We start from the raw sequence: 16,815 nt of genomic DNA on the forward strand, positions 1-16,815 counted from the left end.
CGCAGGACTCTAAGTTTCGTGAGTAGAACAGGACCAACGGGTTTGCCACTCCAGTCGCAGTCGGAGACGGAACAATCTTTCGGGATTCCGTCCGTATTCCTACGGTCGGCGCATGCACCTGCGCCGCGCACGCTCATCGACATCGTGCGGGCCTCAGCCGAGGCCAACCCGGAAGCACCTGCCATCGACGACGGCGACACCACACTGTCGTACTCGGAGTTGCTCGACGAGATCGCGCTCGGTGCGCGCTGGCTCGGTGATGCCGGCGTCGGCGCAGGTGACCGCGTCGGAATCAGGATGCCGTCAGGTTCGCGTTCGCTGTACGTGGCGATCCTGTCGATCCTCGCGGCGGGCGCCGCCTACGTTCCCGTCGACGCCGACGATCCGGAAGAGCGCGCCGATTTGGTGTTCGGCGAGGCGCAGGTAGCGGCAATCATCACCGGCGACGGAATCCAGCCGGGGACGGCGCCGAAGCGGCTCGAACATCCACCGGTTCGCGAACCCGAACCCGAGGACGACGCCTGGATCATCTTCACCTCAGGATCCACGGGCACCCCCAAGGGCGTCGCGGTCACTCACCTCAATGCCGCGGCGTTCGTCGACGCCGAGGCGCGCATGTTCCTCCAGGACGAGCCCATCGGGCCTGGTGACCGCGTCCTCGCGGGACTCTCCGTGGCATTCGACGCGTCCTGCGAGGAGATGTGGCTCGCGTGGCGCCACGGCGCCTGCCTCGTCCCGGCTCCTCGTTCGCTGGTTCGCAGCGGCATGGACCTCGGCCCGTGGCTGGTCTCGCGTGACGTCAGCATCGTCTCCACTGTGCCGACGCTTGCGTCTCTGTGGCCGGCCGAGGCCCTCGAAGCCGTTCGACTGCTGATCTTCGGCGGCGAAGCCTGCCCACCCGAACTGGCCGAACGCCTGGCCGTCGAGGGCCGCGAGGTCTGGAACACTTACGGCCCCACCGAGGCAACCGTCGTCGCCTGCGGCGCACTGATGGACGGCAAGAGCCCCGTCAGCATCGGCCTCCCCCTCGACGGCTGGGACCTTGCCGTCGTCGACGCCCAGAGCAATCCCGTCGCGGTCGGTGAGGTGGGCGAGCTGGTGATCGGCGGCGTCGGCCTCGCCCGTTACCTCGACCCCGCGAAGGACGCCGAGAAGTACGCGTCGATGCCCTCGCTCGGGTGGGAACGCGCCTACCGAAGCGGCGACCTGGTCCGGCTCGAGACCACCGGCCTGATGTTCCAGGGCCGCGCGGACGATCAGGTCAAGCTCGGCGGCAGGCGCATCGAACTCGGTGAGGTCGACAACGCCTTGCAGAACCTGCCGGGCGTGAGCGGCGCTGCCGCAGCCGTGAAGAAGACTGCAGCCGGCAATCAACTCCTCGTCGGATACATCGCCAGCACGGATCCCGACTTCGATCTCAAGGCCGCTCATGCACTGCTCAGCGAACAGCTCCCAGCAGCCCTCGTGCCGCGTCTGGCGTTGATGGACGAACTTCCGACGCGTACGTCAGGCAAGGTCGACCGCAATGCGCTGCCGTGGCCGTTGCCCGGCGCCGGCGAAGATGCGGGGGCCGCGTTGGGCCTCGACGGCACCGCTGCCTGGGTTGCCGGTCTGTGGGGTTCGATCCTGGGCGCGCAGATCACCGGACTCGACGACGACTTCTTCGAAGTGGGCGGCGGATCCCTCTCTGCGGCTCAGCTGGTAACCGCCCTGCGCGAGCGGTTCCCCGAAGTGACCGTCGCACAGCTCTACGACCACCCACGGTTGGGATCGCTCGCCGAATATCTCGACGAATTGGCACCCACCGAAACTGTGGAGCCGCGCATCGTCGCTCCGACACCCTTGAAGACTCAGCTCGCGCAGATCGCCGTCACCGTTCCGCTCACGACGCTCACCGGACTGCAGTGGGTGACGTGGCTGGCGATCGCGAACAACGTCCTCGGCTGGTTCGTCGACGTCAGCTGGGCGCCCACGGTCTCGTGGTGGTGGATCCTGTTGGCGTTCATCGTGTTCATCACGCCGATCGGCCGTATGACCATCGCCGTCGTCGGGGCGCGCCTGCTCCTACGCAAGTTGGAGCCAGGAACGTACCCGCGAGGTGGTAGTGAACACCTGCGTCTGTGGATAGCGCTCCGACTCACCGAAGCCAGTGGCGCAGCCAACCTTTCGGGCGCACCGTGGATGCTCTACTACGCCCGCGCCCTCGGCGCCGACATCGGCAGCGGCGTCGATCTCCACACACTTCCTCCCATCACCGGCATGCTCGAACTCGGTGACGGCTGCTCCGTCGAACCCGAAGTCGACCTCTCCGGCCACTGGATCGACGGCGACGTCATTCACATCGGCGAGATCAAGATCGGTGACGGCGCCTCCGTCGGTTCACGCTCGACGCTTCTGCCCGGCGCGCGTATCGGTCGCGACGCCGTCGTCGAACCCGGATCTGCGGTGTTCGGCCGAGTGAAGGCAAACCAGCAGTGGGCCGGCTCCCCCGCCACCAAGGTCGGGAAAGCGAATCATCCTTGGCCTGCCGAACATCCGAAGCGCGCGCCCGGCTGGGTGCCGGTATACGGCGTCACCTCGGCCTTCCTGGCCGGTATGCCGATCTTCGCGCTGATGGCCGGGATCGCATTGATCGGTTGGTGGATTCGCGACACCGACACGCTCGCGAGCGCAGTGCTCCAATCGCTGATCATGCTTCCCGTCGCGACCATCCTGAGTTTGCTCGTCTTCGCAGTCGTCACCCTTGTGGCCGTTCGTCTTCTCTCGATCGGGCTGACCCCCGGTTACCACCCTGTCCGCAGCCGCATCGGCTGGCAGGTGTGGGCGACCGAACGCCTGCTCGACTCGGCCAGAACCTTCCTCTTCCCGCTCTACGCGAGCTTGCTGACACCGGGATGGCTCCGCCTTCTCGGCGCCAAGATCGGCAAGAACGTCGAAGCCTCCACCGTGCTCCTCCTTCCCAAGTTCACGACGGTCGCCGACGGCGCATTCCTCGCTGACGACACCATGGTTGCGAGCTACGGCCTCGGCGGCGGCTGGATGCACATCGAACAGGCGAAGATCGGCAAGCGCGCGTTCCTCGGCAACTCCGGTATGACCGCCCCCGGTCGACGCGTCCCCAAGAACGGTCTGGTGGCGGTTCTGTCGGCTACCCCGTCCAAGGCCAAGTCCGGATCATCGTGGCTGGGTAGTCCACCGGTACGTCTGAGAAGGGCTGCCGGAGACACCGACGCCGCCCGCACGTTCAATCCGCCCATGCGCCTCAAGATCGCCCGCGGAGTGGTCGAAACCTGCCGACTGATCCCCGTCATGGTCACGTTCGGCATCGGTCTCGGTGTTCTGTTTGCACTCGAAGCACTGGTCGGCGCAGTCGGATTCTGGTTCGCGGCTCTGCTGAGCGGCGTAATTCTGCTCGTCGCCGGCGCAGTGGCGGGCGCGATCACCATCGCCGCCAAGTGGATCGTCGTCGGACGCATCGCCAAGGTCGAGCATCCGCTGTGGAGTTCGTTCGTCTGGCGAAACGAGGTAGCCGACGCCTTCGTCGAGACCGTCGCGGCGCCGTGGTTCGCTCGCGCGGCGACTGGTACGGCCGTACTGAACATCTTCTTGCGTGGACTCGGGGCCAAGATCGGTAAGGGCGTTTGGTGTGAGTCGTACTGGCTACCCGAGGCAGATCTTGTGACTTTGGGCGACGGAGCGACAGTGGAACGGGGGTGCGTCGTGCAAACTCATCTCTTCCATGATCGGATCATGTCCATGGACACCGTCACTTTGGGAGCAGGAGCAACGCTGGGACCGCACTGTGTCGCGCTACCCGCAGCCGGCATCGGCGCGGGAGCGACGGTAGGGCCTGCATCTCTGGTGATGCGAGGTGACACCGTTCCGCCCTCCACCCGCTGGCAGGGCAACCCGATTGCACCGTGGGTGGCGTCGTGAAGCCGAACCGAATGCTCGAGGAGCCGATCGATCCGTACCTGCCGCTCAACGGCAACCGCGGGTACCGCGTGTCCCGGTACGAACTGGAACTGACGTACAAGGTCTTCAGCAACCGTCTCGCCGGCAAAGCTGTCATCACCGCTGTCACCACCGAGAGCCGATCCAAGTTCAGCTTCGACCTCGCGCAGAACCTGCAGGTGTCCAAGGTGTCCGTCAACGGTGCCCGCGGCACCAAGTACGCGCACTTGAACAACAAGCTGATCCTCACGCCGTCTACCAAGATCCCCGCGGGCGGTGCCCTGTCGGTCACCATCGCGTACAGCGGCAACCCCGAGCCGATCAAGAGCCTGTGGGGCGAAGTCGGCTGGGAGGAACTCGACGAAGGAACTTTGGTCGCAAGTCAGCCCAACGGCGCGGCGTCCTGGTTCCCGTGCGACGACCATCCGATTTCCAAAGCGTCGTACCGAATCTCGATCACCACCGATTCCCCGTTCTATGCCCTCGCCAACGGCAAGCTGATCCGCAAGCAGACCCGTGCGAGTCAGACGACGTGGGTCTACGAGCAGACCGAACCGATGGCAACCTACCTGGCAACCATTCAGATCGGTCAGTACGAGCACCGACAAGTGAGCGCCGGGCCGGTACCGGTCTTCGCCGTTCACCCACCTCGGCTGCGAGCAGCGTTCGACGTCGACTTCGGGCGCCAACCCCAGATGTTGGAGGTCTTCGGAAAGCTGTTCGGACCGTATCCCTTTGCCGACTACACCGCTGTGGTCACCGACGACGAACTCGAAATCCCCATCGAAGCGCAGGGACTCTCGATCTTCGGAGCCAACCATTGCACGGGCAGGCGCGGTTCCGAACGTCTTGTCGCACACGAGCTTGCCCATCAATGGTTCGGCAACAGCCTCACTCTCGGGCAGTGGTGCGACATCTGGCTGCACGAAGGCTTTGCCTGTTACGCGGAGTGGATCTGGTCCGAGAATTCCGGTGGCCCGTCCTCGAACCAACTCGCGACAAACGCCTATCAAGGGCTCGGGCGTAAATCTCAGGACTTGATCGTCGCCAATCCCGGTCCTGCCCTGATGTTCGACGATCGAATCTACAAGCGGGGCGCATTGACTCTGCACGCCCTGCGCGGCGTTCTCGGAGACGAGAAGTTCTTCGAACTGATCCGTCAGTGGACCACGAAGCATCGGCACAGCACGGTCAGTACCGAGCAATTCACCGATCTCGCTTCACGTTTCACCGACACTCCATTGCGCCCACTGTGGGATGCATGGCTGAATCAGCGCTCTCTGCCTCGTCTCTGACGCTCTCTCACCGCGATATCACCACGCCGAAACATTCCGAATGCGCCGATTATCTTTGTCTTACCTTTACTATAGAGGTGGGCCGAGGGACGACCCCGACAACACAATTCTCAGGGCACGCTTCCTCGACAGGTAGATCGGGGGATCGATGTTCGTTGTATTCACAATATGTTTCGTGATCGGGGTCGTGGCCCTGGTCGGAGCCTTTGCCGTCGGCGAGGTTGCAGATCTGGGCGGCGGCCACGCAGACGGGCTGCCATTTCTGAGCCTGACAACCTTGGCCACAGCACTTTTCGGCTTCGGCGCCGGCGGCGTAGCTGCCACTCTCGCGGACGCTCCGACATTGGTAGCGGCGATTGCAGCACTCGCACTCGCCGCCGTTCTCGTTGTCGTCACGCGCGGCCTACTTCTCCCCTATCTCCTTGAACAACAAGATAATTCGCACATCGGACGAGCTTCGTACTCCGGGCTGTTGGGCACGGTCACTCTCACCATTGCAGCCGAAGGTTGGGGAGAAGTCTCGTTCGTCGACGCCGAAGGCAATCGCGTGCAGGCCAAGGCCGTCAGTGCACAGCCGATGGCGCTCACCACCGGCACCACCGTCTACATCGCCGATGTAGACGATCAATACCTTCACGTCGTCACGGTTGACGACGCGATCTAAGGACTCGATACATGCTGCCAATCATCATCATTGCGGTTGTAGTCGCAGTAATCATCTTCATCGTTCTCCCCGCGATCTACGTGAAGAACTACGTCAAGGTCCCGCCGAACGAAGTGGCGGTCTTCACCGGACGAGGCAAGCCGAAAGTCGTCCGCGGCGGAGCCCGGTTCAAGATTCCGGGAATCGAACGCGTCGACATCATGTCGCTCGAGCCGTTCAACGTCAGCATCAATCTCAAGAATGCGCTCTCCAACGACGGTGTTCCGGTCAACGTCGAGGCAGTCGGCCTGGTACGAATCGGTTCCGCGGACGAAGCGGTTCAGACAGCGGTGCAACGATTCCTGACCTCCGACCTGGACGAACTCCAGCAGCAGATCAACGAAATCCTCGCCGGCAGCCTGCGCGGAATCACCGCGACCATGACGGTCGAGGATCTGAACTCCAACCGCGATTCGCTCGCGCGCAGCGTGGTCGAGGAGGCAGGCGGCGACCTCGCCCGCATCGGCATGGAAGTCGATGTCATCAAGATCGCGGGAATCTCCGACTTCAACGGCTATCTCGAATCGCTCGGTCAGCGCCGCATCGCCGAGGTCAAACGTGATGCCGCGATCGGAACTGCTGAAGCAGAGCGTGATTCGCAGATCCAGTCGGCAAAGGCGCGACAGGCAGGCTCCGTCGCACAGGCCGAGGCCGACACTGCGATCGCGAGTGCAAATCAGAAGCGCGACGTCGAACTCGCTCGCCTTCGAGCACAGACCGAAGCCGAGAATGCCGAAGCCGACCAGGCCGGACCACTCGCGCAGGCAACGGCCGAGAAGGCCGTCGGAATCGCACGTGAGCAGGCCGAGGCGGCCCGCGTCGAAGCTCGCACCGAGGTCGAGCGTCGTCGCGCCCAGCAATCGGAAGCGGCATTGCAGGCAGATGTCATTGCACCGGCCGAGGCCGAACGCCAAGCCTCCATCGCACGCGCAGAGGGTGAGCGACAGGCCGCGATCCTCCGCGCCCAGGCACAGGCCGAGTCAGCAAGGCAGGCCGGCGGGGCTCAGGCCGATGCACGAAAGCTCGTCGCCGACGCTGTTCGCTCCGAGCAGCAGGCTGATGCCGACGGCCTTCGAGCACGTCTGGAAGCCGAAGCTGACGGCCGCAAGGTAGCGGCCGACGCCGTTCGCGCCGAACAGCAAGCCGAAGCGGATGGTTTGCGCGCCAAGCTCGAAGCCGAGGCTGCCGGTAAGCGTCAGATCGCCGAGGCGCTCAATTCCTACACCCCGCAGGCCGCGCAGTTGCTCACTCTGCCTGACGTTCTGGCAGCACTGGTCGACGCCACCGCAGCAGCAGCGAAGCCGGTCGGCGACATCGATCGGATCTCCATCGTCGGCGGCAGCGACGGGGCGCAGGGTTCGATCGGCTCGATCCTGGGCATCAGTCCCCAGGTGATTGCCGGTGTCATCGAAACTCTCGAAAGCTCAGGCGTCGATATCACCGGTTTGCTCAACGGCCTGAACAAGACCGCATCGGTTCCGGCTGGTTCGGTACACAATTCGGTCCACAGTTCGGAAAACGGTTCAGCAACCGTAGACGCGTGATTTCGCCCCGGTCCGCCGACTCTCGCAGGAGTCGGCGGGCCGGCTTCACGCGCTCGGAAGATGTGAACGCGACTTGAAGAGAATCAGAATCAAGCAGGCAGCGGCGGCGGCTGATCCGAACAGCAGAGTCACCGTGTAGCTCAGTGCCGGAATGCTTTCCGAGAGCATTGCCAAGAGCGCCGGCACCGCGAACCCGATGTAGGTGATCGAGTAGAACACCGCGGTCAGTCCTGCCAGATCGTCCGGCCCCGCGATTCGCTGGATCTCCAGCAACCCGGACACCAGTGCCATGCCGTACCCGCAACCGAGGATCGCTGCAGCCACGATCGCGATCGCCACGGTCAGCGTCGACGCAACCAGAGCAGCACCGGCCATACCGACCACCAGAAACACCAGAGCCACAACGGCGCCACGAGCACTGCGGTCGGTGTCGATCTTGCGCCCCAACGACTGAATCGCGAATCCGCATGTCAGCGCGACCATGCACAGCAGAGCCGAAAAGGCCACGGGCGCATCGCCACTGTGCCCGGTCATGAGCGCCGGAATAACTGCATACGCGACACTGGCGGCACCGAACACCCACGGCGCCAACGGAACGACGACGTAGAGGAATCTGCGGTGACCTGCCGAGGGGATCTTGAGGTCGTCGATCAACCTGCGACGGTCGGATTTCGCCTGTGCCGGTCGTGTTTCGGGCGCACGCCACAGTGCCATGGCGGCGAGGACGGTGATCGCGATGTGCAGCACGTACGCCAACACACTCGGCATGGGCGCCCACTGCGCCAAGATTCCCGCAGCACCCGCTCCCAAGGCGAAGCCCGCGGTCAGACTCATCGCTGCTCGCCGAGCACCTGCGCCTTCCGACGCCGTCGGGTCCCAAGGTTGCGTGGACAACTCCTTGACCCAGGAGCCGCCGACGGCCATACCGATCCCCAAGGCGATGCCACAGAGGATTCTTCCCAGGATGAGAGCAGCGGCGGAGTCCGCCCCGAAAGCGAGCAGCGTCGAACCGGCGATCGCGATGATCGGCGCGGGGAGCATGATCGGGCGTCGACCCAATCGATCGGACAGCGGGCCGCCGAGCAGCAGGGCCGGCACAATTCCGACGACGTAGGCGAAGAGGAAGAAATCGACCATCACCGGCGAATAGCCGTGGTCGAGTCGGTACATCACCAGCAGTGGGGTGAATTCGTTTCCGCCCCAGGCAGCGGCGAACATACTGGCGGCAACGGTCAGCCACAGCCACTTTCCGCCGGCGCCGCGTTCACCCTCGAGACGAGTTTCGGCCGCGGTCCCAGCGCCGATCGTTTGGGTGCTCATCACAGAGTTCCTTCGAAGCCGAGGCCGTGGACCTGGCGCATGTGTGTGAGGACGGCAGTGTTGTATCCGTCGGCATCGCCTGTGTCGACGAGGTCGGTAAGCGCGGTGTGATCGGCAAGGATGCGCGAGAGTTGGCCGGGGTCGCGTGAGATCGACCGGGCTGTCATCCGTCGTTGCCTGTCGCGCAGACTCGCGTAGAACGAGTCGAGCAAAGGGTTCCCACCGGCGGCAACGATCATCTTGTGGAAGTCGGCATCGATTGCGCTGAACGCGGCCACGTCCCCGCGATCAGCAATCTCACGTTGCTCGATCAGATTCGCGCGCAACGCTGCGACAAGCGCTTCCCGTGCGTGCGGTCGGACCGACACCACTCGAACGCTCTGAGTCTCGACGAGCTGTCTGGCACTGACTACGTGTTCCGCTTCCCCATCCGCGACCGGGACGATCAGCGCCCCCTTCTTCGGATAGAGGCGCATCCAACCTTCCGACTCGAGACGCAGAAACGCCTCACGCACCGGCGTTCGGCTCACATTGGTCCGTGCAGCGATGTCACCCTCACTGATCAGCTCCCCGCCGGCGAGCTCGCCGGAAAGGATCAGCTCCTTGACTTCGCGGAAGACGGTTTCGGAAGCGGAATACAACATAGACACAAGATGTATTTATACTCCACGCCGGCGCAACCCAGACATCCGGGTCGCCGATCCGAACATCTCGGTCCGATGCGGCATCGACCCAGTTAGCATTGCAAGGTGCCGGACAGAAGAGGAGTCAGTTCGCGATGAATGGCGCACGCTCCGGCCTTCGAAGACTGATGCACTCATGACGTCGCAGATGAAGTCGATGAGGACGCTGACCCGCGAGTGGTTGATACTTCCCGATCAATACGACCGCTTCACTCGCTATCTCCGCGACAACGGCCTCACTACTGCCACCCGGTTACTACTTGGCATCATCGTCATCGGACTCGGCGTGTGTTCACTGCTCAATCGGTTCAGCCCGTCGGGTCCGACGAGTTCGGTTGCACTGTTCTTCAACACTGTCGTCACAGTCGCATGCTTCTCGGTCGGTATCGCCTGGTGGGCACTCGGTCCGACCAAGCGGCGATCATTCGGCTTCGTCGTCTTCTGTGACGTGGCGGTCTCGATCGCCATACTCGGCGACTCGGCGCCTCTCGCACGTCTGCTCACCTGCGTCATCTACGCGCTGATCGGTATCTACATCGCCTATTTTCACAATCCGAAGTTGCAGATCGCACACCTGACCTTCTCGGTTGTGATGATCGTGGTGGCCGCGCAGCCGATACTGTTCGGTCCCGAGCGAGATCCTGCGCTCGGCGTTTCGAAAGTGCTCGTTGTCGTCACCGCGCTCGTAGTCTGCGCGTTCATCTCACAGATCGTGCTGACGATGCTCAGCATGGACGCATCCAGCTCTGACCTCGATCCCCTAACCGGTCTCCTGAACCGCCGTGGCCTCGACCGCCACGTCGAGAAGGTACTCGCGGAGTTCCAGCGTCAGGAGTCGGCGGCACTACTCGTGATTGCCATCGACATCGACCGGTTCAAGACGATCAACGACGTGCACGGCCACGACGTCGGCGACCGCATCATTCTCCGGGTATCGCAGCGGTTATCCGCCTGGGCACATGCCGATGCTGTCGTCGCGCGGGTCGGTGGCGACGAATTCATCCTCGTCCAAAGACTTCCCGTGCCAGCCATCGGACCGATGCTCAACTCGATCGGACCGGCAATGCACTCGAATACCGACGAGATACCATCGACGTCGAGCATCGGAATCGCCGTGCGTACCCACAAATTCGTCGTCGGAGAAGACCGCGCAGCAGCGTTCACGGACATGCAGAAAGTCGCCGATTCGGCGATGTACGAAAGCAAGAGACTCGGCGGCGGACGCGTTCACACGATCGTCACCACCGCCGGCAGGTAGCAGTACGCACAATTTCAGTAGTAGACCGGCCCCGGCACTCCTCCACCCGCTGCCACTGCGTCACCGGTGATCGCGATGCTTCGCGGCGATGCCAGGAAGGTCACGACGTCGGCTACTTCTTCGGCATCGATGATCCGATGTATCGAGTTCGTCGCGATACCACGCTCCACCTCTGCCTGCGAGCGGCCGGATTCTTCCGACTCGCGCGTAATCCGTGCGGTCAACCTCTCGGTCCTCGTCACGCCCGGATGGACGACGGTGACGTTGATTCCCTTGGGGCCCAGCTCGTCCGCAAGATTCTTGGTCAGTGCAGACACACTGACGTTGCGGATCGTGTGGGCGATCGAAGTGGCCTGTCTGGCACCCAAACCGCTGATGTTGATGATCCGACCCCAACCCTGATCGATCAGATACGGCGCCACAGCGCGCGCAGTTCGCAGGTACCCCAGCACTTTCACTTCGACTTCGTCTCGCACGACGTCGTCGGTGGTCGTCTCGAAATCCGTCGGCTTTCCGGCGCTGAACGGCGTCGCTGCCGAATTGACCAGAATGTCGACACCGCCGAACTCCTTTACCACTTGCCGCACCGACGCCTGAACCGCGTCGTCGTCTCGCGTATCCGTCACGACTCCGATCGCACGAATTCCGAACTCCGAAACCAAATCTCGAGCAACGCTTACGACGGTTTGCTCAGTGCGAGCGAGTATCGCGATGTCGACCCCTTCAGCGGCCAGACCTCTGGCGATTGCCAGACCGATCCCCTTGCTACCACCGGCAACGATCGCACGCTTTCCAGACAGGTGAAGATCCATACCTGCGACACTATCCAACAGGCGATCCCCGATCGCTACGAAGAAGGATCGGGGACCGTCGGGATCATTCCTGTGTCTCAGACCATCAGATCCGCGTACAGGTAGACGTTGTCGGCGTAGTTGCCCACACCGTCCTCGAATTGCAGTTCGCCGCCGCAGGTTACGACTGCCAACTTACGAGGGCCTTCCGGGCCGGCCAGCACGCTTTCCTCCACACCATCGGCCTTCGGGCGCGTCGTCACCGCAGTCACCTTCCACGACGTGCTCTTACCCGTCGCGTCGGATGTACGGATCACTTCACCCGGCTCGATCGTGCCCAGGTCGAACAGCGCGCCGTTACCCTGGCCGGTCAGATTGACGTGTCCGGCAATCAAGGTCGTGCCGGTGGCGGAATCGAGAGATGCACCGTCGAGCCAGATTCCGACGTTCTTGACGTTCTCCGGCGGAGTGAGAACTCCTTCCGGCACGGTGGCGTCCACGATCGGCGCCTGAACACCGACCGGGTCGAGAGAAAGGGTGTTGGGAGTCATCAACGCATCCGTCGGCGCTGTCGGATTCGCGGAGTGCGACATGACAACTCCCGGACTCGGCGGGATCGCAGCATCGTCATCGGAGGATCGCAGGCCGACGAAGGCCATGGAAGCACCGGCGACCAACACCGCGATGAGAGCCAGAATGAACGCGACACGACGCCCTTTGCCTGGACTCGCGGGCTGATCGTGGTTGGGATCGTCGTATGGATTGGATGGATTGGGATCCGACTCGTACATGGTCATCGAACTGTCTCCTGCGGGATGAGGCGCCCCCGGCACCTCGTGCGAATTGACGCCCCCTGCGTCTGATCAATGTCGGCACCGATCACACGAATCGTGATCGGTGCCGACGTCTACTACACGGTGCCTGGTGTCAGGATCGCTTGCGGCGGAGAGCAACTGCTCCGGCAGCAGCCATTCCGACAAGCCCGAGGCCCGTCACTGCGACGGCGACGTTACGGCCTGAATTCTGTTCAGCAGCACCACCGTCGATGGCAACCGGGCGAGGGCCAGTGGCCGGCTTCGGAGCCGACGGCGCCGGAGTTGTGGGAGTTGCAACCGGCTGCGACGGAACAGGCGCACCCGGAACTACAGGCACGACCGGCACAATCGGCACGATGGGCACGATCGGAACAATCGGCACGATCGGAATGACCGGGGTTGCAGGCGTCGTGGTGGCCGGTGTCGTTGTTGCCGGTGTGGTTGTTGCCGGCGTGCTCGTTGCCGGTGTCGTTGTGGGTGCTGCTGCATATCCGACGCTGGCCGACGCATTCATCGAAGCCGGCCGAACGGTGTCGAACGACGCGAAGACCTGGCACTGTGCGCCTGCCGTGTTCCAGTGCAGGTTCTCGACCGAATCCGGAATGACGCTTGCAGTCACCGAGTAGTCCCCGCCGGCCGCAGCGGTGAGGCAAAGATCAACAGCAGTCGGTGCGTCGCCGCGGCCGTCGACCGTCAGTTGGTTTGCAGTCAACGTCGCCTTGGCGTTGTCACCACAGACGGTCAGTTCGGTGCCCGCCGAGGACTGAACAGTGATCGGCTTCCGGTACATATTCGTGTTCAGGGTGAAAACGGCAGTCTCGCCAGCCTTCAGAGTCCCCGTCGCGGGTGTCTTACGAACGAGGTCGAGCGTCTGCGTGACGTTCATGATCTCGACGATGCGAGCTCGCTCGTCGTCGCCGATGTTCCTGTCGCACAGGCTTTTGAAATCGGCCATCAGCGGATTGTCGTAGTCCGAGACACACCACACAAGCGTCTGCCGCGCCGAACGTGCATCCTCGCTGCCATTTCCCGAAACGACACCGTCGAGTTTGGCGGGATTCTGCAGCAACCAACTGATGACAGCGAGATCGTCGGCTGACAGATCGGGATTGCCCGAAGACGGCACCGTCGCACCCATCTCGTCGTTGTGCTTGTCAACCGGCAAACCGTTCTCGTCGACACCGGCGCACGGATCGAGATCGAAGTCCGTGCAGTACATCCATTCCGACTTCGCAATTCCGTCGACGTCGCGGACACCGCAGACCGGAGCATCCACCGCGGCCGAGGTACCCCGATCGGTGGTGCCGTACATCGGCACGATGTTGCCGTCGTTGTAGTGATCCAGCCGAATGCCGGAGATTTCGAGCATCTGCTCCGAGGGCGTGTACTCGGTGCCCTCACACAACCCAGCGGTGAACGCCGGAGCGGCCGCGGTTCGCACCGGCATCGGCGCGGACACAGCTGGCGAAGCAAAAGCAACGCTACTACCGGCCACCGTTGCGGCAATAGCTGCAGTTAGCGAGAGCCGGAGAACAAGCGGCCTACGCCGTGAACCAGACACAGTCATCAAAGCTTCCCTTTCAAGACATTTCGGTAGCGGGACGGTTGCCTGGATTCCCAATACCACGCCACCCAGCGCTCACTTCCGAGAGGATCGGCCGATCACTTTTGGCAATCAACCAGTTACTAGATGGCAATGTAGTGCATGTTTCAAGAAAGTTCACCCGGCCATCGAGCCCCTCGGGCATAGCTTGGACATCCGGATGGCAAGTTAGCCATGGAGGTGACTGAACCTTTGTCCAACCGCACAACTATCGCGATCCCCCCAAAATCTGCTCATACAACCGCGACGTTTCTGACATTTCGCCGAAGCTAGCCAGTCGGTAACTTGGGCATGTCGAGGAAACTCACAGGAAGGGGCGTTTTCAGCTCGCGCGCAAAAGAAGGGGCCCGCTATGCGGACCCCTTCGCCGGAAACTTCCGACCGAGACTGCTTTGTCGGGATTCGGGCAACTTGTAGATGCCCCAGAACAATCTCCACTCACATTGTGTGATTTGCCTCACATTCAAAGAATCTGTTGGTTTTGTTCACACCCTGAACCAATCTGTTGGTCCTCTTTGTGGCGATTACCCAGATCTCCGACGGCGGAAATCTGCCCTCCCGGAGAACGGAGCACGAGCCTCGGATCAGTCTCGGACCGGAGGCGCCTTCCTCGTGGTAACCGCAATGCGATTCCACGCATTGATCGTCAAAATGACGCTGATGAGCTGAGCCAGTTCCACGTCCGAGAATTCGCCGGCAGCCTCGCTGTACACCTCGTCCGGAACGAAACCGTCGGTGAGGACTGTCACGGCCTCGGTTAAGGCGAGCGCGGCACGTTCACGATCGGAGTACATCCCTCGCGCTTCTTCCCACGCGTTCAGTAGGTAGAGCTTCTGCTCCGTGACGCCGACCTTTCGGGCGTCGCGAGTGTGCATGTCCAGGCACCATGCGCAATGATTCAGCTGCGACGCACGCGTGAGGACCAGCTCGACGAGCGTCGGCTCCAGCCCCTTGCGCGCAGCGGCATCCAACGCAATCATCGCCTTGTAGACCTCGGGCGCCAGCTTTGCGATATCCAGTCTTTGTCCTGTTGCTGTAGTCATAACTCAAACCGTAATCCCGGAAAGACCCGGAAACATGGTTCAATCCGGTGGTGAATTCATGGGCCAATCTTGGGTTCGATCTACATATCGAGCTGCCACAGGGAGTCGGGGTTCGCGCTGCACTGCTTCAGACCCTGCGCGACGCGATCGACAGTGGACTGCTGAAGCCCGGCACCAGACTCCCACCTTCCCGCACCCTCGCGCTCGACCTCGGAGTTGCCCGAAACACCGTTGCGGACTGCTATGCCGAGCTCGCCGCAGCTGGGTGGCTTGTCACACGGCCTGGTTCCGGGACCCTGGTCGCCACGCTCGCCAGCACACACACCCGCGAGGTCGAGCCATCACCGACTCGACGACGCTGGACCTACAGCCTTCTCCCTGGATCGCCCGACGCGTCGGCGTTTCCCCGTACTGCATGGATTTCGTCCGCCAGACGTGCTTTGACCACCGCGCCGACCGACGCGTTCGCGACTACTGATCCCAGGGGCCGAGTCGAACTCCGAAACGCCCTCACCACATACCTGAGCCGCACCAGAGGCGTTCGCGTCGATCCGAGCTGCATTGTGATCAGTGCCAGCTCGGGTCACGGGATTTCCCTCCTTGCCCGCGCACTCGGAGGAACGATTGCGGTCGACGCTTTCTGCCTTCACCTGCACCGGCAGTTGCTCGCCAACGAAGGGCTGCTGACAGTTCCCATATCGGTTGACGAATCAGGCACTTGCACTGACGAATTGGCGTCTACTCCTGCTGAGAGTGTTCTGCTGACGCCGACCCATCAGTTCCCTCTCGGCGGTCCCCTCACACCGGCCAGGCGCGCGACCGCTCTCGAATGGGCCACGACTACGGGCGGCGTCATCATCGAGGACGACTACGACGGCGAATTCCGTTACGACAGAAAACCTGTCGGTGCACTCCAAGGAATCGCACCGCAGCACGTTGCGTACCTGGGCACTGTCAGCAAGACACTGTCGCCGGCCATTCGCATCGGATGGATGGTGTTGCCGGACAGGCTGATCGAACCTGTCCTCGCAACAAAGGGACCCTACGAACGCTGGGTAAGTTCAACGGATCAATTGACCTTGGCGGACTTCATCGAATCCGGAAGATTCGACAGCCATATTCGAAAGATGCGCACCTCGTACCGACGACGACGCGATCAACTGGTTGCGACACTTGCGCAGCAAGTACCCCAGGTCAGGGTCGAGGGGATCTCCGCGGGACTTCACGCTGTGATCCGTCTGCCCTCCGGCACCGAACAATCTGTTCTTGCAGCGGCCCAGGCGAGCGATCTCGGGCTCGAAGGGCTGTCGGTCTTCCGACATCCCGACGTGTCGTCAGTCGGCGGTGACGGCATCGTCGTCGGCTACAGCACGCCGACGCAGTCGCAGTATTCGAGGACGCTGGACGTGCTCTGCGAGGTGCTGCAGGCAGCTCTGCGATAACGCCTGCCGGCCCTGCCCAGCCGCTCACCTGCCCTGCCCTGCCCTGCCCTGATGGAGTGAACGTACCGTTCCCCTCGTCCAAGAGGGTGAGCGTGTCGTTCACTCGATCCCGGACGGGGTGGTGAGTCGGCGGCGTGCCCGTCCCTTTGATGGTGCGAACGGTGCGTTCGGTCGATCTGAGGCGACGAAAGTGCCGTTCGCTCGAAGTCGGGGGTGCCGGCGAAGGTAATTTCGGGTGTTGGTGGTGGTGAGGTGTTTTGGGTACGAGAAAGCCCCCCAACCAGTACTGGTTGGGGGGCTTCTCAAGTTGTGTTCGGCGGTGTCCTACTCTCCCACACCCTGTCGAGTGCAGTACCATCGGCGC

General features: G+C 62.7%; 12 protein-coding genes. 6 read left to right on the forward strand and 6 right to left on the reverse strand.

Annotated elements, in window-relative coordinates; translation table 11 throughout:
• Positions 1–42: 42 nt before the first annotated feature.
• The 4 genes from RWT78_RS09535 (at position 43) to RWT78_RS09550 (ending at position 7,496) form a co-directional block, all read left to right on the forward strand.
• Positions 43–3,936 carry a Pls/PosA family non-ribosomal peptide synthetase gene (locus RWT78_RS09535; RefSeq protein ID WP_314675474.1) on the forward strand — a complete coding sequence of 1,298 codons (3,894 nt, stop codon included), beginning with the start codon at positions 43–45 and terminating at the stop codon, positions 3,934–3,936.
• A gap of 11 nt (positions 3,937–3,947) precedes the next feature.
• Positions 3,948–5,249 carry a M1 family metallopeptidase gene (locus tag RWT78_RS09540; protein ID WP_050655931.1) on the forward strand — a complete coding sequence of 434 codons (1,302 nt, stop codon included), beginning with the start codon at positions 3,948–3,950 and terminating at the stop codon, positions 5,247–5,249.
• A gap of 148 nt (positions 5,250–5,397) precedes the next feature.
• Positions 5,398–5,913 carry a DUF1449 family protein gene (locus tag RWT78_RS09545; RefSeq protein WP_037129298.1) on the forward strand — a complete coding sequence of 172 codons (516 nt, stop codon included), beginning with the start codon at positions 5,398–5,400 and terminating at the stop codon, positions 5,911–5,913.
• An 11-nt stretch (positions 5,914–5,924) separates the two neighbouring features.
• Complete coding sequence (locus tag RWT78_RS09550; protein ID WP_003941083.1) at positions 5,925–7,496, forward strand: flotillin family protein; 1,572 nt, start codon at positions 5,925–5,927, stop codon at positions 7,494–7,496.
• Between the two features lie 45 nt (positions 7,497–7,541).
• Here the strand turns inward: RWT78_RS09550 and RWT78_RS09555 are convergent, their stop codons facing one another.
• Positions 7,542–8,816, reverse strand: coding sequence for an MFS transporter (locus RWT78_RS09555; RefSeq protein WP_003941086.1), 1,275 nt, complete (start codon positions 8,814–8,816; stop codon positions 7,542–7,544).
• A complete protein-coding gene (locus RWT78_RS09560) occupies positions 8,816–9,460 on the reverse strand; it encodes a GntR family transcriptional regulator (RefSeq protein ID WP_007727164.1) in 645 nt (214 codons plus the stop codon). Before RWT78_RS09560 ends, RWT78_RS09555 begins: the two co-directional genes overlap by 1 nt.
• A 175-nt stretch (positions 9,461–9,635) precedes the next feature.
• On the opposite strand from RWT78_RS09560, the gene RWT78_RS09565 reads away from it, so the two are divergent.
• Positions 9,636–10,757: a GGDEF domain-containing protein gene (locus RWT78_RS09565; RefSeq protein ID WP_003941180.1), complete on the forward strand. Its 1,122-nt coding sequence runs from the start codon at positions 9,636–9,638 to the stop codon at positions 10,755–10,757.
• Positions 10,758–10,771: 14 nt separating this feature from the next.
• Here RWT78_RS09565 and RWT78_RS09570 read toward each other — a convergent pair whose 3' ends face one another.
• The 4 genes from RWT78_RS09570 to RWT78_RS09585 all read right to left on the reverse strand — a co-directional run bounded on the left by RWT78_RS09570 (position 10,772) and on the right by RWT78_RS09585 (position 15,009).
• Positions 10,772–11,569, reverse strand: coding sequence for an SDR family NAD(P)-dependent oxidoreductase (locus RWT78_RS09570; RefSeq protein WP_003941122.1), 798 nt, complete (start codon positions 11,567–11,569; stop codon positions 10,772–10,774).
• A 77-nt stretch (positions 11,570–11,646) separates the two neighbouring features.
• Positions 11,647–12,345 (reverse strand): class F sortase, encoded by a 699-nt coding sequence (locus RWT78_RS09575; protein ID WP_314675471.1) that lies wholly within the window; start codon positions 12,343–12,345, stop codon positions 11,647–11,649.
• A 130-nt stretch (positions 12,346–12,475) separates the two neighbouring features.
• Positions 12,476–13,930 carry a hypothetical protein gene (locus RWT78_RS09580; protein WP_314675472.1) on the reverse strand — a complete coding sequence of 485 codons (1,455 nt, stop codon included), beginning with the start codon at positions 13,928–13,930 and terminating at the stop codon, positions 12,476–12,478.
• A 620-nt stretch (positions 13,931–14,550) separates the two neighbouring features.
• Complete coding sequence (locus tag RWT78_RS09585; RefSeq protein WP_007727180.1) at positions 14,551–15,009, reverse strand: carboxymuconolactone decarboxylase family protein; 459 nt, start codon at positions 15,007–15,009, stop codon at positions 14,551–14,553.
• 47 nt (positions 15,010–15,056) lie between these two features.
• Here RWT78_RS09585 and RWT78_RS09590 point away from each other — a divergent pair, with 47 nt between their 5' ends.
• On the forward strand, positions 15,057–16,451 hold the full coding sequence (locus tag RWT78_RS09590) for a PLP-dependent aminotransferase family protein (protein WP_314675473.1): 1,395 nt from the start codon (positions 15,057–15,059) through the stop codon (positions 16,449–16,451).
• Positions 16,452–16,815: the final 364 nt, after the last annotated feature.

The sequence above is a fragment of the uncultured Rhodococcus sp. genome, from assembly GCF_963525155.1.
Classification (GTDB): Bacteria; Actinomycetota; Actinomycetes; order Mycobacteriales; family Mycobacteriaceae; genus Rhodococcus_F; species Rhodococcus_F qingshengii.